This window comes from Arthrobacter sp. FW305-BF8 (genome assembly GCF_021789315.1).
GTDB lineage: Bacteria > Actinomycetota > Actinomycetes > Actinomycetales > Micrococcaceae > Arthrobacter.
This window is the reverse complement of the sequence record NZ_CP084561.1, coordinates 69,254-94,416: the sequence shown is the minus strand read 5'-3', so window position 1 is coordinate 94,416 and position 25,163 is coordinate 69,254. Positions and strand designations below refer to the sequence as shown.

The window sequence follows — 25,163 nt, the reverse complement described above, 5'->3', positions numbered from 1 at the left end:
TTTGGGACCCTTTCCTATGTATGCGTTGGGGACGTGTTAGCTGAGCGCGGTGACAGTGAGGGTCTGGATGGTTGAGGGACCGCCGGTAACCGCCAGGTGGTTCGCAACGCTTCCCTGTTCAGGGAAAACAAGGTCCGTCAGGACCACCTTGCCGTCCTGCGCGAATACCTCGATCGAGCAATGGTCGATGATGATCTGCAGCTTCAGCGCCCCGTCCTCCAGGACCAGCGGGGCTGACTCCACGGAGGCGAACTTTCCGTGAAAACTGATGTCACCTGAGCGCTGGCGGTCCAGGATGAGTTCGGCGGTGGCCGCGTTGTAGCTCAGTACGGTTCCGGCGCTTCCGTCATCATTTCCGAACAGATGGAAGGTCACCCGTTCAGCACCCGCGGGCAGGATCTCCGCCGCGATTATCTGGGCCCTGCCGGGTACGGCTTCCGGCAGCCGGAAGGCGGAGTCCTGCAGTTCAAAGGAACCTGAATGCACCGGGCTTCGGACCGCATCCAGGTCTTCTCCCCCGGGGCCGGCCAGGACTGGTTGCTGGATCAGCCGGGTGGAGCCGGTAACCGCGGTGAGGCGCACTTCGCGGGCGAGGGTCATCGAGGACCGCCAGGGGGTGGTGGGCAGTTGGTTGGCGTAGTCCCAGTTGTTCATCCAGCCCATGATGATGCGACGGCCGTCCGGGACGTTGCTGAAAGACACCGAGGCGTAGCAGTCGCGTCCCCAGTCCAGCCACAGGCACTGCTGCAGCGCCTCCGCGGCCGCCGCGGAATCACCCAAGGCGCTGACCCCGCCCGGCACCGCGACCGAGCAGGCATCCGCAACGAACCGGGCGCCGTCGAAATGCCCTACGAAGTACTGGCCGCCGGAGCCTCCTGCCACTGCACCAGGGTTGATGTTGACGATCAGCACCCATTTAACATTGTCCGGGTCCCCGTCTACGGCCAGGGGAAACAGATCGGGGCACTCCCATTCGCCTGCGTCGGCGTTGGCCGGGCCGAAGTCACTCAGGAAGTCCCAGGATTTGAGGTCTTCGGAACGGTAGAGAACAACTTTTTGGTGTTGCGCTTCGACGGCGACCATGACCCAGTAGGCACCCTGGTCCCCTTGGTAGCGGAAGACTTTGGGATCGCGGAAGTGCGCTGAGTTTCTGGTGAGGACGGGGTTTCCTGCGTATTTCTGCCACGTCATTCCTGCGTCTGCGCTGTAGGCCAGGGATTGGGCTTGCGTGCCGTGGTGTTCGGAGGCGGCTTTGTAGGCACTGGTGTAGATTGCCACCAGTGCGGGTGAGTCCGGTGCGCCGAAGCCGGACGTGTTGCCGTGGTCGACGACGACGCTCCCGGAGAAGATGTCCTCTGTTTCGTCGCAGGCAATGGCAACGGGGTGTTCGGTCCAGTGCAGCAAATCGCGGGAGGTGGCGTGGCCCCAGGACATGTTGCCCCAGACGTTGCCGTACGGGTTGTTCTGGAAGAAGAGGTGGTACAGGCCGTTATGGAAGACCAGGCCGTTGGGGTCGTTCAGCCAGGTGTCCTTTGCCGTGAAATGGATGGCAGGCCGGAACCTGGAGGTTTCTGCCGGGGCTGTTTCCGGGCGTGCGGCATCAAGGCGACTGGACATATCTGACATTCCTCTTGGGAGTTGAAGGGTCTGGGTGTTATTGCGGCGGAGCGGCAATGGAATCGCGGCGCACGAGGGGGCAACCCAGAATGGTCGGGTGAAGTGCCATCAGGGAAAGGTCGGTTTTCCCCTCGACGGCGTCGATCAGGTGCTCGGTGGCCCAGGCGCCCATCTCGTAATGCGGCAGGGCCACGGTGGTGAGGCCCGGGTGGAGGTTGGCGGCGATCAGTTCCTGGTCATCGAAGCCCACCACGGAAAGGTCCGCGGGGATGGCCAGTCCCAGTTCGGCAGCGGCACGGTAGGCGCCCATCGCCATCCGGTCGTTGTAGCAGAAGAGGCCGGTGGGGCGGTCCTTGCGTCCCAGGATCCGTAGGGCCGCTTCGTAGCCGCCCTGCACCTCCGAAACCTCGGACTCGACAGGTGCCGCGTCGCCGTTGAGCCCTGCTTCGGTCAGCGTGGCCCGGAAGGCCTGGAGCCGCTGTCGGGTTGCGGGGACATCATGGGTGTTGTTGATGAACCCCAACCGGGTGTGGCCCGCTTCGAGGAGCGCGCTCACGGCGGCGCGTGCGCCACCTTCTTCGTCCGGGATCACGGATGTGATGCTTCCGCCACTGGCCACCGAGTCGACCAGGACGGAGGGCACGCTGCCGAGGTTGGCCGGCAGTTCCACGTCGCGGTGGTACATGGTGGCGTAGAGGATGCCGTCGACCCGCCGGTCCAGGAGGGCCTGAACATCGGCCTGACGGGACTCCAGGCTGGCCGAGCCGGAGGTGTTGATGATCATGAGGTTGTACCCTCGGGCTTTGGCGGCCTCGTCAGCGCCGAGGATGATCCGGCCGGCGTGGGGCGTGGTGGCGATCTCCTCGCTGACAAACCCCAGCATGCCGGTCCTTTGGGTACGAAGGGCCTGGGCCAGGCGGTTGGGCCCGTAGCCCAGTTGCTCGGCAGCGGTCCTGACTTTGTCCCTGGTTTCAGGCCTGACCCGCGCGTAGGAGACCTCGTTGAGGACGTGGGAGACAGTGGTCACGGACACGCCGGCGGCGACGGCCACGTCCTTGATGCCGATGTTCTTATTGCTCATCTGTCTTCCACGTCCTAATGGTTGGTGATGCCCCTCGGGGGCTATCAGTAGGCTACTCGTTGGCTGTGCCAGCCCTTGACGGCGCTAGCCCTTGACGGCGCCGAGTGTCATGCCGGCGACGATCTTGCGCTGCAAGAGAAGGGTGAGGAGGATGACCGGGATGGAGTAGACGGCGGCCAGCGCCGTCATGGATCCCCAGTCCAGGCCGAACTGGGTCTGGAAGTTTGCGATCACCACGGGGGTGGTCTGGGAGCGGATTGCTGTCATCAGGAGTGCGAAGAGGAACTCGTTCCAGGAGGCCAGGAAGGCGAAGATCGCGGTGACGGCGATGCCGCCCGAGACCACCGGGATCACTACCCGCCACAGCGCGCCGAGCCTGCTGCAGCCGTCCACGGTGGCCGCCTCCTCCAGGTCATTGGGAACGGCTTCGAAGAAGCTGGACATCAGCCAGATCGAGAGCGGCAGCGAGATGGTGGTGTGGGCGATGGACAGCGCGATGGGGGTGTCGGCGAGGCCCACGGCTGCCATCATGGACGCCAGCGGAATGCCGATTGCCACCGGAGGCACCATGCGGGTGACCAGGGCGGCCATGATGAAGATCCTGCCGCTAAGCGTCTTGTACCTGGTGATCCCGTAGGCGGCGGGAACCGCCAACAGCAGCGACAGCACGGTGCTGATGATGGCCGTCTGGATGCTGTTGATGAAGGAGGCGAGGACTCCGTTGCGGCCCAGCGCGTTGGCGTAGTTCTCCAGCGTCCATTCCCTGGGGAGGATCGTCGGCGGTACCGCGATGGTATCGATCGGGGTTTTGAAGGACGTGAAGAGCAGGTAGAGGAACGGGAAACCGTAAAGCACCATCGCCGCTGCGAGGAGGGTCCACAGCAGGGTCCGGGTGCTGCGGCGGCCGGCTTCCAGGCCTTCCCGGTTCGCACCGCGGCGCTTCCGGGCAGGGATCACGGCTGCCGGAACGGATGGTGCAGTGGCCGCCGTGGCCGGGGTCCCGCCGTCGTGCTTACTTGTTTCGGCGACGCGCATCAGTTGTCCTTTCCTGGCCGCCAGATGGTGGCCACCGCGACGAATGCGACGGCGAGCATTCCCAGCAGGTAGATGGTGCCCATGGCGCTTGCCAGTCCGGGATCGCCGAAGCGGATCATGGTGCGGTAGATGAGCAGGCTCATGGTTTCGGAGGCGGACTGGGGGCCGCCGTTGGTTTGGATGAGGATGGTGTCGAAGGCCCGGGCTGCGTCGATTCCGCGGACGACCAGGGCGACGGCGATGACCGGGCGGAGCAGGGGCAGGATGATCCTGAACAGCAGGGCCGGTGCCCGGGCGCCGTCAAGGCGTGCTGCTTCGATCAGGTCGCCGGGGATGTTCTGCAGTCCGGCGAAGAGGATCAGGCACATGAAGGAGGTGGTGAGCCAGATGTCCGGGATGGCCACCGAGTAGAGCACGATGCCGGGGTCGGACAGCCAGCCGATCTGGTTGGGGTTGGACAGGATGCCGGCCTGGTGCAGGAGGGTTCCGATGAGGCCGAAGTTATCGATCATCAGGAACTTCCACAGCAGGCCTGCCACGATCGGGGCGATCATCAGCGGATACATAAAGACAGTCCGCCAGATTTGGGAACTGCGGCCCAGCATGGTGAACAGCAGCGCCATGCCCAGCCCGAGGGCGAATTCGAGGGTGACCACCACCAGGGTGTAGGCCAGGGTCCGCCATCCGGCACCGGTGAACGCTTCGGAGGCGAAGGCCCGAAAGTAGTTGTCCAGGCCCACGAAGTCCCGGGATCCGCCGGCGATGGGCGAGATTTTGAAGAAGCTGTCCGCCACCAGGCGGAACAGCGGGAAGGCCACGAAGACGGCTAGGAACAGCGCCGCCGGGGTCATCAGGAACAAGGCGAAGCGGCGATCGGAGATGCGCACGGTTTTCTCTTCCGCTGGTTGGGGCCGCGGCCGGCACCGGTCAGTCAGGTGCCGGCCGCGGGGGTCTTACTTGAGGAGATCCTCGATCTGCTTTTTGGCGTCGGCGAGGAGGGTGGCGGTGTCACCGCCGGCGACGGCCTTCTGCAGCATGGGCACCAGCACCGTGTCCACGATCTGCTGCCACTTCTCGGTGGCCGGGCGGGTGGCGGTCGCCTTGCCCGTGAGGGTTTCGATCAACGGTTTGAAGCTCTCGTAGCCTGCCTTGTCCTGGTACTTCTCGAAGGCGGAGATACGGGACGCCAGGCCCAGGCTGGATTCGATGCCCTTGTCGTTGTAGTCGTAGGCGCACTTGACGAACTTCTTGGCCGCTTCGGTGTTCTTGGTGGCCTTGGGCACGCTGAGGTACCAGGGTCCGGGAACGGCCCCGACCCCGGCGGGTCCGGCGATCATGGGAGCCGTGCCGACCTTGCCGGCCACCGGTGAGTCCTTGGGGATCTGCCGGTAAGCGTGGGCCCAGAAGCGGGTCATCGCGGTCTTGCCCTGGTTGAACAGGTTTTGTGCGGCGGCCCAGTCCACCTGTGCGGCGCCGGAGGGAGCAGCCTTGGCAAGGCCGACATAGAAGTCGAGTGCTTCCTTGTGCGCGGCATTGTCGATTACCACGTTGTTGTTGGCGTCCAGAACCATGGGCGAGCCGGCCTGCAGGACGTGGGCCAGCCATTCGGTTTCCACACCGCCCTTGACGTCGGTGCCGTACATGCCGTCCCTGGTGAAGAACGCGGAGATGTCCTGGTACTGCTTCCACGTGGTGGGGGCGGCCAGGTCGTAGCCGTACTTGGCCTTGAAGTCCGCCTTGTTCTTGGCATCCTCAAACAGGTCTTTGCGGTACAGGATGATCTCGGCGTTGGTCCAGGCGGGCAGGCCGATGAAGTGCCCGTCCACGTTTGCTTCCTTGACCAGGGCCGGGAAGATGTCTTTCTTCGCCTCGTCGGTGAAGATCTCGTCGATCGGCTGAACGGCATTCTTGAAGCTGGGCAGCCAGACGGAGTCCAGGGCGGCCACGTCGAAGGAGACGTTGCCGGAGGAGAACTCGCTGGAGAGCCTGTTAAACATGCCGTCGTAAGGCAGCTCGACGAAATTGGCGCTGACGCCTGTTTCTTTCTTGCACTGTTCGGCGACGCCTGTCAGTTCGGCGTGGCCACCGGCCTCGACGAGAACATTGACGGTGCTGGGGCCAGCGCCACCCGACGTGTTGGCGGGGCCCCCTGCACCGCACGCGGAAGCGGCCAGTGCGACGGCGGTGCAGATGCCGCCGAGGGCGAGCCTGCTGGTGAATGTACGAGTGGACATCTCTGTCTACTCACTTTCTGTGAGGAGTCGTGGGAATCAATTTCGAAAGCTTGACAAATCGTTTTGGTAAAACGACTTGGCATCGAGTGTAAGACGTGCTCAGGGTCACTGTCAACGCTTTGACCCTTCGCTCCGGCCCTGCCTGCCGGTGCTTCAAATGTTGGGAAGGCGAACGGCCGTATCCAGAGGGGGCGGGGCGGACAGTCGTGTGCGTGCCGTTAGTGGGTTGTTTCAGGAGGTGAAGTCAACGCCAAAAGAAGGCTGCGGAGGCTTCCCAGCACGTCGTCATCGACGCGTCGGCCACGCGATCCAAGGTGCTCGACAGCGGGGCCGAGTCCACGGTCGCGTCCTACAGCCCGGATACCGCCATCCGCCCGACTCCTTAGTATCCGGTCCGCAAGAGGGGACCGGATCCGGAGCGGTCCCCTCTTGTAAGCCTGCCAGTGCAGCTGTGCCTTTTAGCCATCGTGGGCAGTCAGGGCAAGCGCACTGGGGAGTCCGCACATAAGGGCACATGGATGAATTGCGCGGGTGACCACCCGGCAAACCTGGCCGCGGGAACTACGACCCGTGCAGCTGGCATGGTGAGCAAAGCTTCCCTCCGCTCCCCTTGGTGGCGCGGACGGGTCCTGCAGCAGTCCGAAGAATGCGTTGTGAGATGTCGTCCAGGCTTAGCCATGGACAACAGCCAGGGTGCGTCCTCGTCGCTGAGCTTGACGTCCTCTGCGAGTGGGGCGAGTTCGTCGATGGTGGTTTCTTGCCCGGGTCTGAGGGATTTAGGACCTGCACCCGGGGATGGCGGATACGGGCACCCGTGCCGACCGTCAGGATCCTCGATGACGGGGGCACGGGAATGCATGCTTATCGGACCAACGCCACGGAATCACGTTTGATGAGAGTGTTTGGGATAGCTCCGGGGTTCTTGCCCGTGGGGCCGTCCTGAAGTTCCGCGATCGCTGCTTCCACTGCCATTGCCCCCATCTCGTAGTAGGGAAGGGCCACCGTAGTCAGCTGCGGCGACAGGGCCTCAGCTACAATTTCCTGATTATCGAAGCCCACTACGGATAAGTCCCTCGGAATCAGTAGGCCCAGTTCCGCGGCGGCGCGGTAAGCTCCCATAGCCATGCGGTCATTGAAGCAGAAGATGGCCGTTGGCCTTTTCTTTCTCGAGAAGAGGCTGAGAGTCCCCCGGTAGCCGTCCTCCGCGAACGAGGACGCCTCTTCGATGACCAGGTTTGGGTCAAAACGAATGCCGGACTCCTCCAGCGCCGTTCGGTACCCTTGGAGCCTGCCGGAGCGCGCCGGTATGTCCATTGCTGTGCTGACGAATCCGATCCCCCTGTGACCTGCATCGATAAGTTCACGGGTTGCTATATACCCGCCCTGGATCTCGTCAGGAAACACGGACCAGAAGTCACCCTGTGTGGCCTCTGCGTTCGCTAGGAATACGGGCTTTCCATTCAAAGCCTCAGGTATCTCGAGAAAGCGGTGTGCTGTATCGGCGTAGATTACGCCGTCCACCTGGTGCCGCCAGACTGCCTCGATTTCTCTCTCTTCTACGTCCTTTGCTCCCCCCGTACTCATGATCAGCATTATCCAACCGTGTTTGGAAGCTGCTTCCTGGGCGCCACGGATGAGACGGCCGGCATATGGAACTGTAGCGATTTCCTCGCTGATAAGAGCCAGAGTGTGGGAGCGGTTCGTACGCAATGCCTGAGCCAGCCCGTTGGGGGCGTAACCTAGCTCCGCAGCGATTTTCTCCACCTTGAGACGGGTCGCGTCAGCGATCCTCGCACCGCGAACGTTGTTCAGCGCGAGTGACACGGTCGCGGGTGAAACGCCCGCCGCGTCCGCGATGTCCCGGATGCTGGGCCGCCGGCGTACCTTCATTTCACAATCTCCTGTGCGGCGTCGAATTTATCCTGTAGATGCAGCGGTGACGTTACACCTCGTACCCAACGCCCGGCTAACACCAGTGTAAGCTAAACCCATTTACCACAGTTAGCGCGCCCATGCCTGTGGAAAGGAAGCTTAAGATGCGGCGCCTCGGCCGTGGGCCACTCCTTCCCGGGCCGAGGCGCCGCGAACCGCATCCTCTCGCCATCACTGCAGGGTTTCGTTTCGCCGTGTCGTGCTGCTGGTCGCGTCGGAGAGCCGGGTCCGGCGGCACTTACTTTGGCGGCCGCTGAATGAACTAGCAACGCCGGCTCCGCACCCACGGGCAGCGGCGGGGACCATATTGCTAGGCGGTCTCTACTCCGCGCGCCCCGTCGTCGTTGTTCTGCCGGTGGGCGCGGCTCTCCTGGTGCGGCCCGCCGTCTCACCGACGATGAACTGCCGGATGGCCCGCAGTTGTGCTACTGATTTGCTGGTCCGCCACATGCTTCGAAGTCCTCGATAAGGGCGACTTTCTGTCGGGAGGGGCTGGAGCTGTCAAACTTGTAATCAAGCCATTCCGATACGAGCCGGCGGGCAAGTTCCAGTCCTATGACGCGCTGGCCCAGTGCGATTACCTGGCAGTCGTTGGACAGGACGGATCTTTCGCAGCTGAAGCTGTCCGCGACCGTGGTCGCACGTACGCCCCGAACCTTGTTGGCGCTGATGGCCATGCCGATGCCCGTTCCGCAAATAAGCACTGCCCTGTCTGCCCGTCCTTCCAGGATGGCGGTCGCGGCTTTTATCCCTACCTGGGGGTAAGGGGTTCCTGGGCCGTCGTGGATACTGAGGTCAGAGACGGAAGCCACTCGTGGATCGCTTTGCAGGTCCTTGAGGATCCTGTCTTTGTACTGAAGCCCGGCCTCATCTGCTCCGACGATTATTCGCCAGCCAGTTTGTTTATCCATTGCTCTTCCTTTCTCACCGCAGGAGCGGTTGCAGCCGATGACACCGGCCGTGCGATGCGTATGAAAGCATCTGCTACCAGATCGGCGAAAACCGGATCGTTCGCGTGCGTGGCAGCGGTAACGACTTCGATGCCGGGACGAAGCCGTCTCTCGAGTTCGAGGACGAAGGACGCGTCCGCAGCGGGGTCTTCGAAGGGGCCTCCCTCCACGGCGTAGCTGTCGAAGCCCTTAGCCGGAATGACCACGCACGCAGGGCCTGTGGCCTGGTTGAGGTGCTCCGCCAGTATTCCTGCAACATCCATCAGTTCCCCGGCATTGATTCGCACGGCCGTAACCTCCGCGTTGTGTTGGAGGAGCGGCCGGCTTCCATCTCTATACTCCTGAGGTACCGTCGCAAGGGCTCCGAAGTTCAGCACCTCCACGGCGCCGGGTACGACAACCTGGGGGAATCCTTTTCGTCCTGCTGTTCGAAGGCGGTCCGGGCCGGCGCGGAAAATCCCTCCGTATGTCTCGTCTGTCAGTTCCTTCACCGTGTAATCAACGACTCCAGTAATGACCCCCTGTTCCAGGAGATTTTCGAGTGCTTTTCCGCCGGAGCCCACTGCATGGAAAACGATCGGCTCGAAACCGGCGGCATCAAGGCGCTCAATGACGCGTAGGACCCCTGGTGTGGTAACACCGAGCATCGTCACACCAACGGCCGGTTTTTCGGGTGCGGCCAGGACCGGGCGCTTACGAGAAGTGAGCATTCCAGCAAGGGCGCCGGCAGCGTTGGCCAGTATGGGTTTCGAGATACGGTTCAGGCCCGCAATGTCGGTGACCGAGTGCATGATGCAAAGATCGCTCGACCCGACGTAAGCGCCGACATCGCCCGAAGCCATTGTCGAAACGAGAATTTTGGGTACTCCCAAGGGAAGCGCCCGCATGGCACCGCTGATCAGAGCACTGCCGCCCGAGCCCCCAAGACCGAGCACCCCGTCACAGCGTCCTTCGTCGGCGAGCTTGCGCAGCAGGCAGGCGGCCCCGCGGGTCATAGTCTCGATGGCAACAGCCCGCGCGTCCGTGCCCTCCCGGCCGAGCCTCAAGTCCTCCAGTCTGGCGCCCCCGGCTTCGCAGACCTCCTCGGCGGTGACGTCGGGCGTAATGCCCGAGCTTGTTCCCAAGACGCTGACATCAATGACGACTACGTCGATTCCCGCCTCATGGAGCCGTTCTTGCACGAAAGCGTATTCGCGGCCCTTGGTGTCGAGCGTGCCTATAAGTACGGCCGTTGGCACCGTTTACCGCTCTCGAAGCTTCAGGGACCGAAAAGCCTCAACTGTCTCCGTGATGGCCTTTTCTACCGGCAAACGCTCAATGCTCGATGCTCCCAGGAACCCGTCGACGTCGACTCGGTCGTAAACAGCCTGAACGTTCTCGGGTTCATCGAAGGGCCCGCCGTGTGCCACCACCCATACATCCGGGCGGGCCGCCTTGGCTGCTGCGGTCATCGCAGCGACACGTTCGCTGGCCTCCATCAGGTCCGGTACGTCACTGGCGCCGATGAACCCGCCCATGGTCAGACCCACATGAGCGCCAATGACATCTGCGCCTGCGGTCGCCATGGCGGCGGCCTCCTCCGGCGTGAAGGCGTACGCAACCGTGAAGATATCGCGGCGGTCACATTCGGCGATCAGCTCGATTTCCTTGGAGTAGCCAAGACCCGTGGCGTCAATGTGCTGCCGGAAGGTCCCGTCGTAGATGCCGGCGGTCGGGACGTTCGTGATGCCGGAGTATCCGGCGTCCATGAGGGCGGTGATGAGTTGATCCGTGTTGCGGTAGGGGTCTGCGGCGCCGATTCCCGCAATGACGGGGGCTGTCTTCACCACGGGAAGGATGTGCTGGGCGAGCTGCAGCGTCATGCCGTTTGAGTCGCCGTATGCGAGGTATCCGGAAAGGGAGCCGTGCCCGTCCATCCTGAACGGTCCGGTGTTATAGGCCATCAGGGCGTCAATCCCTGCCCGGTCGGCTGCTTTGGCGACCAGCCCGATTCCGGCACCACCGAGGATGAGAGGGCTGCGCTGGGCGACCTTGGCGGTAAACCTGTCGCGGATCTGCTGTCTTGTCATGGCGGCCATATTGTTTATCTGCCTATCTCTGAGAAGCGGTTGTGGTGTTGAGTGCGTCGCTGATGCTGATGAAGTTTTCGACGTGAAGTGCTGCCCGGCCAACGAAAAGACCGTGGACGCCAGGCACCAGGGCGAGGTTGGCTGCGTTGTCGGCGGTGACGCTTCCGCCGTACAGCACGGGAACACACAGCCCGGGTGCAGGGCCGTAGAGTTCGATCAGCGTCGCCTGCACGGTGGAGTGCATTTCGGCTATCTGCTCCGGTGTGGCAGGAATTCCATTGATCCCTATCGACCACGCGGGCTCGTAGGCCAGGAGCACGCTTTCCAGGTCATCTGCGGTCAGGCCGTTGAGTGCGATTTTTACCTGGCGGCGCACGGCCTCCAGGTGAGTTCCGTAGTGGCGGTCCTCCGCTGTGTCGCCGATGCACACCAGGGGCCGCAGACACCAGGCGAGGGAGCGCAGTACTTTTTTGTTGATGAGGGCGTCGGTTTCTTGGTGATCCCGGCGGCGTTCCTGGTGGCCGATTTCGATGATCACAGCACCGGCGTCTGCGACCATTTCTGCAGATATGTCGCCGGTGTGTGCTCCGTTGTCTTCGTGGTGAATGTTTTGGGCACCGACGTGGATGTTGCTGCCGTTCAGCTCGGCGGCCACTGTCGCTAGGGCGGTGTGCGGTGGGATAAGGAAGTATTCCCTTCCGTTCTTGGCGGAACTGCTCACGTACTCCCTGAGATGTGCCGCGTATCGCGCTGACTCGCCCAGGGTCTTGTTCATCTTCCAAGAAGTGCCCAGCCAGAAGGGCAACACTTCCTTATCCCCCATCGTCAGATGCCCGGCTGCCCGGCTTTGGCCTTCAGGAAGGCCTCAGTCACATCGTCGGGGACCACTACGTCAATTTCTTCCCGCTCGTTCAGGCTGCGGGCCAGCGCTTCCATCGTGACCGTGTTGATGACGGTCTCAGCCAGGCCTACGCGCGGCTTCGCATCATTTCGGACGACGTCGGCAACGTTGAGCAACTGATCCTGGAAGGCGTTTGACTTAGCAATGGCATACCGGTCCTCCAGGGTCCTGAAGATCCGTTCTGGGTCCCTATGGCTGGTCGGGATGGCCCGGCGGATTGAGATTTCTGTCTCGTCATAGATCGTCCAGGTGAAGGGCAGATAAAGCGTCCCCTTGTCCCCTGAAATCTGCAGTTCCTGGGTGGAATCGGAAATTTCGCTGGCCTCGATCATTCCGACGGTGTCGTTTGCGTAATCGATGAGGCCAATGATCTTGTCGCTGGTGCCGAAAACGTTCTTCGCGCGGCCGAAGGCGGCGACGCGTGTCGGCACGGCACCTGCTACGTGTGTGCAGGCATTGATGGCATATGCGCCGATGTCGTAGAGCGCGCCGCCGCCCTGGTCCGCGCGGAACCGCCACGGACGGTTCGGGTCGTTCGGATCGATGCCCAGTTCGGATGCCAGGTTCACGTAGGTGAAGCTGGCGCGCACGTGGTCAAGCTTGCCCAGCTCGCCGGCGGCCAGTAGCCGGTCAATCCGTGTGATGGCAGGGTGGTGGCGGTACATGAAGGCTTCGGTGATGATGGCACCGGTTTCTTTGGCCAGGGTCCATACTTCGAGTGCTTCGGCCCCGGTGAGGACGAAGGGCTTTTCGCAGAGGACATACCGGATACCTGCTGCAACGCACTGGCGGATCAGTTCCAGGTGCGTGCTGGGCCAGGTGGCGATAATGACGCCGTCCAGCTGTTCGGAAGCGAGCATCGCTGCAACGTTGCCGTAGGCCTTGCCCCACCCGTACTTGGCAACTATCGCTTCGGCGGCCTGAAGGTTTTCATCGGCGGCCGCTACGATCTGCAGTTCGTCTTGGATGCCTGCTGCTGCGACGCCGTGGACGCCGGCAATGTAGCCGGCTCCGATCACGCCGAGCCGGACTGGGTTTTTTTCTGACATGGTTGTCTCTCTTACTTGATCAGCGACCCGCGGTGCAGCTGTGCACGCGCGTCGAGGACTTTTTGGACGTTGCGGAAGAGGATGTTGTCTTTTTCCGTGTCCGTGATGTTGGCGTTAAGGACGGACTGCAGTACCTTGCCAAGGTCGTAGAAAGGTGCGTCGCTCCCGAAAACGACGCGTTCGCTGCCCACCGCCGAGACAAGGGACTCGGTCATCCGCGGGTCCGACTGGTAGGCCACGTCGAAAAATACGTTGGGCAGATCCTTGACTATTTCGACCGCCTCCGCCTGCTGCTGCGGGGTGAGGAACGCATGGCCGAGAAAGATCGTTACGTTCGGGAACTTGCTGGCAGCCACGCGCACGGCCCGTGGTGACTCCCCCGAGCCGGGATCGGGAGAGCAATGCATGAGGCACAGGGCCCGCCGGTCGTCCAGGACCTCAAATAGTGGATCCACCCGCAGGGGGACGTCCAGGTAGTAGCCTTCCAGCATTGGATGGACAGAGATGCCGGCCAAACCCAGGTCATCGAGCAATCGGAGGAGCTCCGTGACGGCCAGTTCCTCGTGCCTGGGTTCAACCAGGCCGAGCCCGGCAGGGAAACGTTCCGGGTGATCCCTGACCGCCTCGGCGACAATGTCGTTCATGCGCCGCGTGTTAACGATGCCTTCGGCCTGACGGTCCGCTGCTGCCGGGGACAACAAGGATTCTGTTACGCCGGCAGCGTCCATGCTTCGGATCATCTGTTCCACCGTCTGGCCGATGTTGTTCGCCACGGTCTTGCCGATGTGTGCGTGGACATCGATGCTTCGGCGCATCATGATTCCTGCTGATTCAGCGCCGCGGGCCTGGGCCGCCGTCATGCTTCTTCCACTGATGTGCGCATGGTCAGGGGTGCTCCTGCAGGTACCAGCTCGTGGGCGTTTTCCGGAGTCGTGCCTTCGGGCCCGCCGGGGCTGTACATCACCAGCAGATGCAGAGGTGCCCAGCCAGTGTTATGGGAGTCATGGAAGACGCCGACGGGAATATGGATCGCGTCTCCCGGGCCGATGGGAATCCGGTTACCTTCGCCTACAGTGAAAGCGCCGTGTCCGGAAATGACATAGACCACTTCGTCGCTGTCCTCGTGATTGTGCCACTCGTGCGACTGGCCCGGGAGGACGATCACCTCGCCAAGAGACATCTGTGCCCCTTGGTCTGCCGTGATCAGCCACTTCGCAACGCCCCACGGCAGGACGACGGACTCTACGGTGTTTGCGCTGTTGGAACTATTCATGCTTTATCTCGTGTCTGCTAGAGGTCAGTTCTCGGTCAGACCGGTGAAACGCCACCCGGTCTTCATCGTGAAACCGGTGTACGTGCGGTCCAGGATCAGCATGAGTGAGACCATGCTGTCGATGAGCCGTGCATTGTGGAGCGGCCCGCAATCGAGCACTCGATGGTTCAAATCCGCCGCGAGTGCTGCAACTACAGCTTTGGCTTCGTCATCGTCGCCAGCGATTTTCACATCCGGGCGGTTACCGTCCGCTGCGCCGGGTGCATTGACGGTTGCCGCGAAGTTGTCTTTGAAGGCTGCAACGAGACCGTCGGTGGTTCCCAGCGCCTTCGCCGTGTACTCCGCGCCGGCCAGTTCATTGCCCGGCAGTGCGTCGAAGGGGTTGGAAATGTCGATGATGGTCTTTCCTGCCAGGGCTTCCTGGTGTTCCTCAACAAAGGGGACGACAGCTGTGAAGGGAATGGCCAGGACGACCGTGTCGCTGCCCGCCAGTGCGGTGCGGTAATCGCCTACCACCGCTGGCTCATAGCCCAGGTCTGCGCTCTGAACCGCTTCAGGGGAGCGGGACCCGATCTGGACCTGGTGTCCCGCCTTGGTCCAGCCCTTACCGAGGGCGCTTGCCATGAGTCCTGTGCCCATGATCGCAATAGTGCTCACGTCGTTGTTCCTTTCACAGTTCTTGAAAATGCTTTACGGCCGGCTCTCCCGCGAGGTACTCACCGATGAGGCCCTGGAACTTCGAAAACTCCGGGGATCCTACGAATTTCTCGACATGATCCTCGAGAGTCCGCCACCAGACGAGCAACACATATTCGTCTGCCGAAGCCGAGCTGGTCAGCGAGGACTCAATGTGGCCGGGAGCAGCTTCAATAAGGAGCTTCGCCTCCGAAAACGCGGACTCAAATGCGGCCTCTGAACCGTCCTTGATCGACAGTTGGGCAACTTCCAAAACACTCAATGAACCCTCCTCAGGGCAAGTGGTAAGTGGGGGGTGAAACGGAAAAGGCGCAGGTCCGTGACCTCTGGAGAACAGGCATTAATGGCTTCAGATCACGTGCGCCCTGGAGCGCCTTCTCGCTCGCGGTGCTCGATCCATCGCCTTGCTAAATGGATTTAGCTGACTATAAGCAGCTCCCCGAACCGCGGTCAAGAGGCTTGCCGAAAAACGCATAATCGGCCGCAAACCCCATTCCCCACCCTGCACGTCAGACAGGCACCCCCTGGCACCAGGGCCGGATCGTCACCCCCAACCCGTCTGCCCCAGCCTTCCCTTGGCCCCTCACGGCAGCCTCCGGCTGGGGAGAAGGTCCGCAGCGCTTCCGCGCGCGCTGCACTGATTCGGAACATGGAGATGCCGAGTGAAATCTATTGACAACCGGAGACGTGAGCTGTTTCACTCATTCCCGACGCTAAATGCATTTAGCAGGCTCAGCCGGGCTGAATGTACGTCTGGAGCCACCTCGCCTGCAGTTCGCCGGGAACACGAGGCATGCCCAGAACAACCAGCACCATCCCCGGACAATGACGTGACTGATCCGCGTTGACCGCGGACAATGCACGATGCAAAGGAGCACGATGTGGGAATAAAGAAAACTGCAATACTTCGAATGGCGGCGCTGGCAGCCGCATCCTCCCTGTTCTTGGCCGGTTGCGCCGGCGGAGACGCCGGCGGGACAAGCGAGGGCCCGACGGGGGATTACAAGGCCCCGGAATCGAACGTTCAGGCAAATCTGACCATCTCGAACTGGGGAAATCCCGGTGACGAGGCCGTCTACGACGCGGCCATTAAACGCTTCAACAAGAAGTACCCCAACGTCAAGGTCACCAACAACTTCACCCAGGTCGTGAACTGGAGTGACTACATCAACAAGATCCTGACATCCGTGGCCTCCGGCGACGCACCTGACATCATCAACATCGCCACCGAGGGCGTCGAGTTCGGCCTCAGCAAGGATCTCTTCCTCCCGCTCACGAATTACGTGAAGCAGGATGAATCCGTAAAAGCCCTTATGGCCGACATCGATCCGAACCTGCTGAAAGGCTTCACCAAGGGTGAAGACACCTACCTGGTGCCCAATAACTGGAACGCCATGGTCATGTACTACAACGAAGACATGTTCGCCAAGGCCGGCATCAAACGGCCCAGTGATGACTGGACATGGGACGAGTTCCTTGCCGCGTCCAAGAAACTGACAAGCGGCCAAGGCGGCGAAAAGAAGTACGGCTTCGGCCTCCAAAACTACACCTTTGCCTACATCCCGTGGCTCTACTCCAACGGGGCGTCCCTCGCCTCCGACGATCTGGCCAAGCCGACACTGAACTCGCCGAAAACCATCGAGTCAATGAAGTTCCTGCAAAGCCTGGTTAAGGAACACGGCGTAGCACCGGAACCGGCCGGGACGGAGGCCAACGACCTTTTCACCGCCGGAAAAGTCGCCATGGTGGCAGCGCCGGCAAATCTCTCCTCGACCCTGATCAAGGGCTCCCCTGATTTGAAGTTTGGCATTGTCCCCATGCCCAAGAAATCCGAAAAGGCGACTGTTTTCGGAGCAGCAGGATTCTCGATCTACAAAAACACCAAGAACCGGGACCTCGCATGGGAACTCCTCAAGGAACTTGCAAGCCAGGATGTTCAGAAGTCGTGGGCGACTCTCGGCACGTCGAATCCCACCACGCACACAGCGGCAACTTCCAAAGTGTTCCTCGGCCGTCATCGCAACGCCAAGTACCTGTACGACACGATCAAGTATGCCAAGCCTGTCGCCGCGCCAACATTCTTCACCTCGCTTGAGCCCGCCTTCCAAAGGGCAATTGCCAGCATCCTGGCCGGCGGAGACGCTGCAGCTGAGCTGGAGAAGGCAAATTCCGAGGTAGAGGCAACGGTCGGTAATGGCTGACCTTCTCTCCACCGAGAGCTCCCGGCTTCCCTTCCGGACCGCGACCACCGTCCGGAAGGGAAGCCCATCGAGCCGCAGGGAAGCCATCACCGGCTATTGGTTCGTGGCACCGTCCGTATTGGGATTTGCAATATTTGTGCTCGGGCCACTCGCTGCCGTCTTGTACTTCAGCTTCACCAAGTACGACGTGATATCCCCTCCGAGATTCGTCGGCTTTCAGAACTATGCACGACTCTTCTCCGATGCCCGTCTAGGGACGGTGTACTTCAACACCATCATTTACGTGATCGCGGCAGTGGTCTTCATCAACGTACTCGCAGTGATATTCGCTGTTCTCGTCAACCAGCGAATGCCACGGTCCATGACCGTCATTTTCCGGTCGGTGTATTTCTTCCCGTCCCTCGTCTCCCTGGTCTACGTCGCACTCATCTGGCAGGCACTCTTCCAGCGCGACACAGGCATTGTTAACTACTACATCCAGGCACTCGGAGGACAGCCCCTGAGCTGGCTCACGGATGACGCTCAGGCACGGTGGAGCGTGATCATCGTTGATGTCTGGCGGAACATCGGGTTTGCGATGCTCATCTACACGGCCGCCCTGCAGGAAGTGCCGCGCGAGCTCGAGGAAGCCGCAAAGATCGACGGTGCGGGGCCGATAACAATCTTCCGCAAGGTAACCGTCCCTATGATCAGCCAAGCGATCTTCTTCAATATCACCATCACCGTCATCGGCGCGTTCCAGATCTACGAGTCGATTATCGTCCTGACCGGCGGCGGTCCGGGGGACGCCACCCGAAGCATCGTCATGTATATCGCCGAGCGCGCCTTCAGTGACTTCCAAATCGGGTACGCCTCCGCGATCTCCGTGACGTTGTTCGTGATCATCCTCCTGGTAACGCTGTTCAATTCCGACTCCGAAAGAGGTGGGTTCACTATGAGTAGGACACTCGTGACCGCCACAAAGCCGCAAGTCCCAGCCGCGCCCCGACGGGATACTGCGCGCGCAATCCCCGTGGGCCGCATCCTCGCCATGGCTGTACTGGTTTTGGGCGGGATCGGCATGATCGCCCCGTTCCTCTGGATGTTTGTCACGTCATTAAAGTCGCCGGAAAACGCCTATGACCTACCCCCAAGCTGGATACCCCTTGAGTTCAGGTGGGACAACTACGCCCAAGCGGTCAACGGGCCCTTGCCCCTGCTGACCAACATGCTCAACAGCTCACTCATCGCAATCGTCACAACTCTCGGGCTCCTCATCACAGCACCGCTGGCAGGCTATGCCTTCGCCAGGCTGAAATTCCCTGGTCAGAACGGCCTCTTCGTCATGCTGCTGGCCTCCATGATGGTGCCCATCCAGGTCACGGTGATTCCGCTGTTTCTCATCATGAGAAACCTAGGGCTTATCAACTCACCTTGGAGCCTGATCCTTCCCTACGTGACAGGAGCCTTCGGCGTCTTCCTGATGCGGCAGTTCTTCCTCACCATCCCCAAGGAGCTCATTGAAGCTGCCAAAATCGATGGCGCCGGGCCTTGGCAAACCTACCGGCTGGTCGCGCTCCCTCTGGTCAAGAACGGACTGAGCTCCCTAGGCGTTATCACCTTCCTCGCCAGTTGGAACGCGTACTTCCTGCCTTCTATCTTCCTCAGCAGCCAAGGTTCGGCCACCCTGCCCCTGGCCCTCGTCCTTATGCGCGGCCCGTTTAGCACCGGCCAGGTAAACATCATCATGGCAGCCACGGCTCTCGCCATCCTGCCAGCCCTGATCGTCTACGTCATAGCGCAGAAGTGGATCATAGAAAGCCTTACCCAGTCGGGCGTAAAGGGCTAGTAGACGCCTTGGCTGAGAGGCCGGCTTCGGGCAGCCCGGCTGGAGAAACCTTAGTGGCACAAGAAGCATCGGCAGGACGGAGGACAACTACCCTCATGGGTCCAGGCCTCTGTTGTTCCAACCGTGATGGATAATTCCCGACAGTAGTTCAGTGCCGCCAGTGCGGCGGCACTGAACTACTCTGCTGCGGGCCCACGCACGCTGATGACAGCAGCTATATCAGGCGCCTCGAGGGGTCACTGAAAGACCGCAAGACTCCGATCACCCGACCATCCCACCTATCCGGAGCCCTGAGTGCCACCCAACCAATCCTCTCCACACATCGGCAGCGGCGACTGGGTTTATTTGAACACAGGCGACAGAGTTTCAGTCCGGCGTACTGGCGACTGTTGCAGAACCGGATATATCGACGTGATCAACGACGAAGCCAATATTTTCTGGGTCCAACTGGACGAAGGGAGAGGAAGAGTCCTCGTATACGACGGCGACGGGTCTCAAGTCCATAAACAGGCAGATGATGGTCCCGAAGACCGCGGGAAGAAGCATGGATAAGTCGTTGCCAGGTCTGTCCCCGTACCGCGCCTGTACCGGCGCAGTCCTGCCGATCTTCTGAGACAACGGTTGTTCCACAGACATCGACCCCTTGACCGGGGGCCAGAGCCAGGCGACATCAGGGCTGGCCGCTGGCCTCAGACTTCCACGCAATCAACGGTCCTGGCTCGGAGACGCTCGTCGTCCTGGTCGACCACAGGCGGAAAGTACCCGCCCGCGATCAACGGAAACGCCTTTACATGTTCAACCTCCGTCCCCTACACCCCAACCTGACAGATGGTGCATGGCTGGGTCTGAAAGGCGCCGGCCTGGATCTGCAAGCCGCGGAGAAGCTAGCCCCTACCGCCCACACCTGAGGACAATCCTTGGGTGGTTATCCATCGCTACTGTTGCTAGGGAGCTATCCCAACGGCTCCCCCAACTTCAGCGGTGGATAACCCGAATTGACCCCAGCTGTGGACGGGACAGCCGCACCAAAGGGAGCTTGTCCGAGCCAGTCAGGTTGACGGGATTGCGGAGGCCGGCACAAATCGCATGTGGCGCGAATTTGCTTTGGTGCAGCGGCTACGGCCTTCACCGACCAAGCAGCGGTCGCGGCCGCGAACCGGCCGGGAACTGCACCGCCGGCCCTGGTCCTGCTTATCAACAGGCACGGGGCTTTCAGCGACCACCTTTGGACAGGATCGCCGTCATCGCAGCCCGGACGCCAGTACTCAGGGTGGGTTCCAAAGCGGGGCGAAATGTGGCGAGTGGTTGCCGGCGATGTGCCCGTCAGCCCTGAGCGTCTCGGCGGTATAGCCTCCGAAGGTCCAGTAAACCGAGGGGCAGAGATAGCTGTTGCAAGGGTCCGTTGCAGTTCCATGCAGTCTGCTCCGCGGCGAGGAGGTGTCTATGCCAGCTGTTTTGGCCGCTGGGTTGGCAGCAGGTATGGGACGTAGTCAAGCCGTGCGTGGCTGAGGATCTCGGTTTCTTCGCGCAACGCCGGGATGAGCTTTTCTACATGCTCGTCCGTCATATGCATAAGAAGACCGGCGATGGTGACGACGCCGGTAACCTGGCCAATGTCAGCGTTTACTATGGGCATTGCCAGCGAGCGGATGCCTTCCTCGTACGTCTCGACGGCGGTGGCGTAGCCGTCCGAGCGCGCCTGGTGGATGTGTGCCAGGACTTGTTCGACAGTACGGGGCGCGTTGGGTCCGAAGCCTTCAGTTGGGATGCCCTGCCGAAGGACGATTTCCAGGGCTTTTTCGTCGCTGAGTTGGGAGAGCCAGGCGTATCCGCTGGATGCGCATGCGAGCCGGACATCATGATGCATTGGCGGGTCGTATTTGATGTTCGATGTGGCACCTTGGGACTTCAGAACCCACATCAGGCGCCCGTCGTCGACTATGGCAAGGCGGACAAGTCCTCTGGAAAGCCGGGCGAGACGGTCTATGGATGGTTTCGCCTGGTCCACCAGGTCAATTTTGGACAGGTATGTCAGCGACTGTGAGATTTGCTTCAGGCTGAGGGCGTAGTCGCTGCCGTTGGTGCTTCGCCTGACGTAGCCGGTCTCGACGAGCTCTGTGACGAGTCTGTGGGTTGCGCTGTTGGGAAGCTGGAGTCGGGTCGCAATGTCGCCCAGAGCCAGACCTTCCGGTTCGGTGGCGAGCAGTTCCAGTATTTTCAAACCCCGCAGGAGAGCAGAACTCATTTGTATCCTTGGTCTGATCGGTTCATGAACGGGTCCATGTCTTCCTCCATGGGTCGCTGGTGGCCATCCTAGAGTTGGTCCAGGAACAGTTTCAGGCTGTCGATGCTCTGCGTGACTGCCGCAGTCTCGTCTCCGTTTCCGGGTTTGAGGAAGTCTATCTCGACTGCGAGCAGGCCGTCGTAGCCAACTCCCTGCAGGGCACGCAAGGCTCGGGGTACGTCGATCAGGCCTTCTCCGAGCGGAACGCTTGGCCAGAATCCAAAATGCCTGGGATCTCCGCGGTAGGCAGCGATGTCCTTTAAATGAACGGCCTTGGCGTGTGGGGCGAGGGCCTCGATGACGGGCATGACGTCTTCGAGCATCCGGAGATTGTTCCCGGTGTCCAGGCATATGCCCAGGTACGGGTTATCGACGGCCTGCAGGAGGTCGAGGATTTCCTCACCGTAGAGATCCGCGTGGTTCTCCAGGGCGAGAGTCACGTTTCGCGCTGCTGCCCGTTCGGCTGCTGCGCCCAACAGGGGAACAAGGAGTCGGCGATGCTCCGCCCAGTCCTCAATCCGGGTTCGACGCCCGCCCGCGCAGATACGCATGACCGAGGAGCCAAGGGCTGCCGCGACGTCGATGTGCCGTTCAAGATCGTGCAGCGCCTCGGGATCCTGGCCGGATGAGAGCCCGTTGGGATGGCCCCAGGCCCAGACCAGTTCGAGATTTGCTTCCTCAACCGACAGGCGGAGTGTATCGAGTGACTTCGCGGATAGGTCCGGCACCATGAAGTGCTCAATGGAAATTCCCTGCACGCCGAGGTCGCGGGCAAAGTCAACGAACATGTCAATGGACCACGTGCGGTCAGGAAAGCTCTCCAATTCCGGATAAACCTCTCCGAAGTACCGGTGAAAGCAGAACGAATCTATTGCGGTTTTCATGGGCGTCCCTTCATGGCCATGCCCGCGCCGAGTACGGGTACCTATTAGCCTAGCAAACTTCTGGAATAGCGTTCCAGTTTGGAATTGCCTTCCACTTACTCTAGTGTGACTCGTGTCGCACGATGCGACGGGAAAAACCCAGTTCTAAGTCCAACCATTCAAGGAGGAATGACGTGACGACTACGTCCGCAGAGCCTGGGGCAGGCCATGTTACTGCCCGGCCGCGCCGCGCCGCCGTGGCAAGTTTTGTCGGCAGCGCACTGGAGTACTACGACTTCTTTATTTACGGCACTGCAGCCGCACTGGTCTTCAACAAGATCTTCTTTACAGCCGCGGATCCAGCGACCGGAACGCTGCTTGCATTGGCGACGTTCGGCGTCGGCTACGTTGCCCGCCCGATCGGTGCGTTCTTCATGGGTCACATCGGTGACAAGTACGGTCGCAAGACAATCTTGATCTTCACGCTGACCCTCATGGGCGCGGCGACGTTCCTCGTCGGATGCCTGCCCACCTACGGCCAGATCGGTGTTTGGGCCCCGATCCTTCTCGTTGCCCTGCGCCTGCTGCAGGGTTTCTCTGCCTCAGGTGAACAAGCCGGCGCGAATTCGCTGACACTTGAGCACGCCCCCGAGCACCGCCGGTCGTTTTTCACCAGCTTCACGCTCAGCGGTACCCAGGCCGGGCTCATTCTGGCCAGTGCCGTGTGGATCCCCATCAGCTCCCTGCCACAGGACCAGCTCCTCTCTTGGGGATGGCGTATCCCCTTCTACCTTGGACTCGTCGTCATGATCGTCGGCTACCTCATCCGCCGTACTCTTGATGAGACCCCGGCCTTCACCGAAGAAAAAGAGCAGAACACGGTCGCCAAGCTGCCGCTGGCCGAACTCTTCCGCCATAACTGGGCAGATGTGCTCAAGGTCGCCCTCAGCTCACTCGTCTCGACGGTCAGCACGGTGTTTGGCGTGTTCGCCCTGTCTTTCGCCACGAACACCGTCGGCGTCGACAAATCCGCCATGCTCTGGCTGTCCGTGACCGCCGCGGCGGTGGCTTTGGTTTCCATCACGGCGTGGGCTGCCCTTGCCGACCGCATCGGGCGGAAAAAGGTCTACATCTTCGGCGTCCTGGGCAGCGGCATTCTGATGTTCCCCTATCTCGCCTCCGTCAGCAGTGGCCAAGTACCCCTGATCTTCCTGTTCGGCATCCTGATGTCCGGCATCGTCTACCACGCCCAAAACGGGGTATTTCCAGCACTCTACGGCGAACAGTTCTCCACACAGGTCCGCCTCTCCGGCACAGCCATCGGCACTCAGATCGGTTTCGCTATCGCCGGCTTCATGCCCTCCCTGGCGGCCGGGATTTCGCCGGCTTCCCCCGATGGCTGGGTTCCGGCCGCCGCCCTTACCCTCACCTGCTGCGTCGTCGCCGCCTTGGCAACCCTGGGGATGCGGGAAACGTACCGTACCCCGTTGCGGGAACTGGGCGGCACTGGACGGCCGGAGAAACTCGGCGCCTCAACCAAAACCGGAAGGTCAGCATGAAAATCGCAGTAATCCACGGCCCGAACCTCAACAGGCTCGGGGTCCGTCGACCAGAGAAGTATGGAACCACCACCCTTCAGGACATTCAGAGCGACATTGATAAAACGGCCGCGAGGCTCGGTGTCGAAGTCCTGCACTTCCAGTCAAACAGCGAAACCGAACTCATCGAGTGGATCCACGCGATGCAGGAACAGACCAGCGGGATCGTCATCAATCCGGCAGGATTTAGCGCCTATTCCTACTCGCTCCTCGATGCCGTCCGGGACACCTTCCAGCCGTTCGCCATCGTGCATATCTCCCAATGGCATGCCATGGACGGGAAGGAACGCACAGATATCTTCGCCTCAACGGCCACCACATACATCACCGGAGCCGGGTGGCGCGGCTACTCCCTTGCCCTGGAAGCCATCTATTACAAGATTGCCGAAGCGAACTAAAAACATCCGCACTCGGATGCGAGACCCAAAACAGGACATAACCATGACAAAAACGCCACTGCGCATCGGGCTGATCGGGGCAGGCCGCATGGGCCGCAGCCACGCCCAATTCATCGCGGCTAACCCCGATACCGAACTCACCGCTGTCGCCGATCCGATCAACTCAGAACTGTCCAGCGCTTATGGCGCTGAACAGTTCGACAACTACGAAGCCCTGATCGCTGGGGCCAAGGTCGACGCGGTGATCATTGCGACACCGAACGACACACATGTCGAAACCGCATCCTTCGCCATCGAAGCTGGCATTCCCTGCCTCCTCGAGAAACCCGTCGGCGTGAACCTTACCGAAGTGGCCCGTCTCGCCGGCACAGTCGAGAGCACGGGAGTGCCGGTGCTGGTGGGCCACCACCGCCGGCATCACCCCCTGATCGCGGCGGCAAAGAAGGCAATCCAGAGCGGCGCAATCGGCGACATCGTCGCCGTTAACGGCTTGTGGCTCACCACTAAACCAGAGTCATACTTCGACTCCTGGCGACGTGGTCCGGGTGCAGGAGTGATGCTGATTAACTTGGTGCACGATCTGGACATCATGCGGTACCTCATCGGCGAGATATCCAGTGTCCAGGCAGTCATGAGCAACCGCATCCGTGGCTTCGAAGTCGAAGATACCGCGGGGTTGCTCTTCCAGTTCGAGCGCGGCACGATCGGCACCCTGACCGGCTCGGACACCGCAGCCGCACCGTGGGGCTGGGACCAGAACTCCGGCGACGACCCGCAGTTCGCCCAGCAGCCGGACGAACCAAGTCTCCTGATCGCCGGCACCAAGGGATCACTATCCGTGCCGCAGTTGAAGCTGTGGTCCTACCCCAGTCAACGAGACTGGCATACGCCCCTGACCACTGAGTTCCTGGAAAGGCCCGGGGGCGGCGCCCTCCAGAACCAACTGGCCCATTTCTGCGCAGTCGTCCGCGAAGAAGCCGAGCCAATCGTCAGCGTGGCCGACGCCGGACGATCTTTGGCCGCCGTCGAAGCCGCCCACGAAGCGGCACGGACACAGAGAGCGGTGGCTCCCGGCCTCGCAGGACTGGTCATACCTAAAGTCTCTGTGGCATAGCCCAAACTTTTGCCGGTCGACCTCAGACGTGCAGTTCCCA

23 protein-coding genes are annotated in these 25,163 nt (G+C 61.3%); 6 read left to right on the top strand and 17 right to left on the bottom strand.

Going from position 1 to position 25,163, the window contains the following annotated elements; genetic code table 11:
- Positions 1–36: 36 nt before the first annotated feature.
- The 5 genes from LFT45_RS00415 to LFT45_RS00395 form a co-directional block, all read right to left on the bottom strand.
- On the bottom strand, positions 37–1,617 hold the full coding sequence (locus LFT45_RS00415; RefSeq protein WP_236806005.1) for a glycoside hydrolase family 32 protein: 1,581 nt from the start codon (positions 1,615–1,617) through the stop codon (positions 37–39).
- A gap of 37 nt (positions 1,618–1,654) precedes the next feature.
- A complete protein-coding gene (locus LFT45_RS00410) occupies positions 1,655–2,698 on the bottom strand; it encodes a LacI family DNA-binding transcriptional regulator (protein WP_236806004.1) in 1,044 nt (347 codons plus the stop codon).
- 84 nt (positions 2,699–2,782) lie between these two features.
- Positions 2,783–3,733 carry a carbohydrate ABC transporter permease gene (locus LFT45_RS00405; RefSeq protein WP_236806003.1) on the bottom strand — a complete coding sequence of 317 codons (951 nt, stop codon included), beginning with the start codon at positions 3,731–3,733 and terminating at the stop codon, positions 2,783–2,785.
- Positions 3,733–4,620 carry a carbohydrate ABC transporter permease gene (locus LFT45_RS00400; RefSeq protein WP_236806002.1) on the bottom strand — a complete coding sequence of 296 codons (888 nt, stop codon included), beginning with the start codon at positions 4,618–4,620 and terminating at the stop codon, positions 3,733–3,735. The genes LFT45_RS00405 and LFT45_RS00400 overlap by 1 nt, the downstream gene beginning before the upstream one ends.
- 66 nt (positions 4,621–4,686) lie before the next feature.
- Entirely contained in the window at positions 4,687–5,967 is a 1,281-nt protein-coding gene (locus tag LFT45_RS00395) for an ABC transporter substrate-binding protein (RefSeq protein ID WP_236806001.1), read from the bottom strand.
- Between the two features lie 314 nt (positions 5,968–6,281).
- Between LFT45_RS00395 and LFT45_RS00390 the strand changes: the two genes are divergently transcribed.
- Positions 6,282–6,353, top strand: coding sequence for a hypothetical protein (locus LFT45_RS00390; RefSeq protein ID WP_236809480.1), 72 nt, complete (start codon positions 6,282–6,284; stop codon positions 6,351–6,353).
- Between the two features lie 475 nt (positions 6,354–6,828).
- Here LFT45_RS00390 and LFT45_RS00385 read toward each other — a convergent pair whose 3' ends face one another.
- The 10 genes from LFT45_RS00385 to LFT45_RS00340 form a co-directional block, all read right to left on the bottom strand.
- Complete coding sequence (locus LFT45_RS00385) at positions 6,829–7,857, bottom strand: LacI family DNA-binding transcriptional regulator (protein WP_236806000.1); 1,029 nt, start codon at positions 7,855–7,857, stop codon at positions 6,829–6,831.
- Positions 7,858–8,324: 467 nt separating this feature from the next.
- Positions 8,325–8,810 (bottom strand): RpiB/LacA/LacB family sugar-phosphate isomerase, encoded by a 486-nt coding sequence (locus LFT45_RS00380; RefSeq protein WP_236805999.1) that lies wholly within the window; start codon positions 8,808–8,810, stop codon positions 8,325–8,327.
- Positions 8,783–10,087: a Tm-1-like ATP-binding domain-containing protein gene (locus tag LFT45_RS00375; protein ID WP_236805998.1), complete on the bottom strand. Its 1,305-nt coding sequence runs from the start codon at positions 10,085–10,087 to the stop codon at positions 8,783–8,785. The genes LFT45_RS00380 and LFT45_RS00375 overlap by 28 nt, the downstream gene beginning before the upstream one ends.
- Before the next feature lie 3 nt (positions 10,088–10,090).
- The gene (locus tag LFT45_RS00370) at positions 10,091–10,918 is read right to left on the bottom strand and encodes a phosphoenolpyruvate hydrolase family protein (protein ID WP_236805997.1); all 828 of its coding nucleotides are present in this window, start codon (positions 10,916–10,918) and stop codon (positions 10,091–10,093) included.
- A gap of 22 nt (positions 10,919–10,940) precedes the next feature.
- Positions 10,941–11,693: a triose-phosphate isomerase gene (gene tpiA / locus LFT45_RS00365; protein ID WP_236805996.1), complete on the bottom strand. Its 753-nt coding sequence runs from the start codon at positions 11,691–11,693 to the stop codon at positions 10,941–10,943.
- A 50-nt stretch (positions 11,694–11,743) separates the two neighbouring features.
- Complete coding sequence (locus LFT45_RS00360; protein WP_236805995.1) at positions 11,744–12,868, bottom strand: Gfo/Idh/MocA family protein; 1,125 nt, start codon at positions 12,866–12,868, stop codon at positions 11,744–11,746.
- Between the two features lie 11 nt (positions 12,869–12,879).
- On the bottom strand, positions 12,880–13,728 hold the full coding sequence (locus tag LFT45_RS00355; protein WP_236805994.1) for an amidohydrolase family protein: 849 nt from the start codon (positions 13,726–13,728) through the stop codon (positions 12,880–12,882).
- The gene (locus tag LFT45_RS00350) at positions 13,725–14,141 is read right to left on the bottom strand and encodes a cupin domain-containing protein (RefSeq protein WP_236805993.1); all 417 of its coding nucleotides are present in this window, start codon (positions 14,139–14,141) and stop codon (positions 13,725–13,727) included. The genes LFT45_RS00355 and LFT45_RS00350 overlap by 4 nt, the downstream gene beginning before the upstream one ends.
- Before the next feature lie 24 nt (positions 14,142–14,165).
- Positions 14,166–14,798: an NADPH-dependent F420 reductase gene (locus LFT45_RS00345; RefSeq protein ID WP_236805992.1), complete on the bottom strand. Its 633-nt coding sequence runs from the start codon at positions 14,796–14,798 to the stop codon at positions 14,166–14,168.
- 13 nt (positions 14,799–14,811) lie between these two features.
- Complete coding sequence (locus tag LFT45_RS00340; RefSeq protein ID WP_236805991.1) at positions 14,812–15,099, bottom strand: antibiotic biosynthesis monooxygenase family protein; 288 nt, start codon at positions 15,097–15,099, stop codon at positions 14,812–14,814.
- Between the two features lie 619 nt (positions 15,100–15,718).
- Here LFT45_RS00340 and LFT45_RS00335 point away from each other — a divergent pair.
- On the top strand, positions 15,719–17,038 hold the full coding sequence (locus LFT45_RS00335; protein WP_236805990.1) for an ABC transporter substrate-binding protein: 1,320 nt from the start codon (positions 15,719–15,721) through the stop codon (positions 17,036–17,038).
- Positions 17,031–18,866, top strand: coding sequence for an ABC transporter permease (locus LFT45_RS00330; RefSeq protein ID WP_236805989.1), 1,836 nt, complete (start codon positions 17,031–17,033; stop codon positions 18,864–18,866). The genes LFT45_RS00335 and LFT45_RS00330 overlap by 8 nt, the downstream gene beginning before the upstream one ends.
- 1,441 nt (positions 18,867–20,307) lie before the next feature.
- Here LFT45_RS00330 and LFT45_RS00325 read toward each other — a convergent pair.
- Positions 20,308–21,111 carry an IclR family transcriptional regulator gene (locus tag LFT45_RS00325; RefSeq protein ID WP_236805988.1) on the bottom strand — a complete coding sequence of 268 codons (804 nt, stop codon included), beginning with the start codon at positions 21,109–21,111 and terminating at the stop codon, positions 20,308–20,310.
- Between the two features lie 68 nt (positions 21,112–21,179).
- The gene (locus LFT45_RS00320; RefSeq protein ID WP_236805987.1) at positions 21,180–22,034 is read right to left on the bottom strand and encodes a sugar phosphate isomerase/epimerase family protein; all 855 of its coding nucleotides are present in this window, start codon (positions 22,032–22,034) and stop codon (positions 21,180–21,182) included.
- A gap of 173 nt (positions 22,035–22,207) precedes the next feature.
- Between LFT45_RS00320 and LFT45_RS00315 the strand changes: the two genes are divergently transcribed.
- From LFT45_RS00315 to LFT45_RS00305, 3 genes are read left to right on the top strand one after another with little or no spacing between them, the layout of a single operon-like run.
- Entirely contained in the window at positions 22,208–23,572 is a 1,365-nt protein-coding gene (locus LFT45_RS00315) for an MFS transporter (protein ID WP_236805986.1), read from the top strand.
- Positions 23,569–24,009 carry a type II 3-dehydroquinate dehydratase gene (locus tag LFT45_RS00310; RefSeq protein ID WP_236805985.1) on the top strand — a complete coding sequence of 147 codons (441 nt, stop codon included), beginning with the start codon at positions 23,569–23,571 and terminating at the stop codon, positions 24,007–24,009. Before LFT45_RS00315 ends, LFT45_RS00310 begins: the two co-directional genes overlap by 4 nt.
- Positions 24,010–24,052: 43 nt before the next feature.
- Positions 24,053–25,123 (top strand): Gfo/Idh/MocA family protein, encoded by a 1,071-nt coding sequence (locus tag LFT45_RS00305; protein ID WP_236805984.1) that lies wholly within the window; start codon positions 24,053–24,055, stop codon positions 25,121–25,123.
- Positions 25,124–25,163 lie beyond the last annotated feature (40 nt).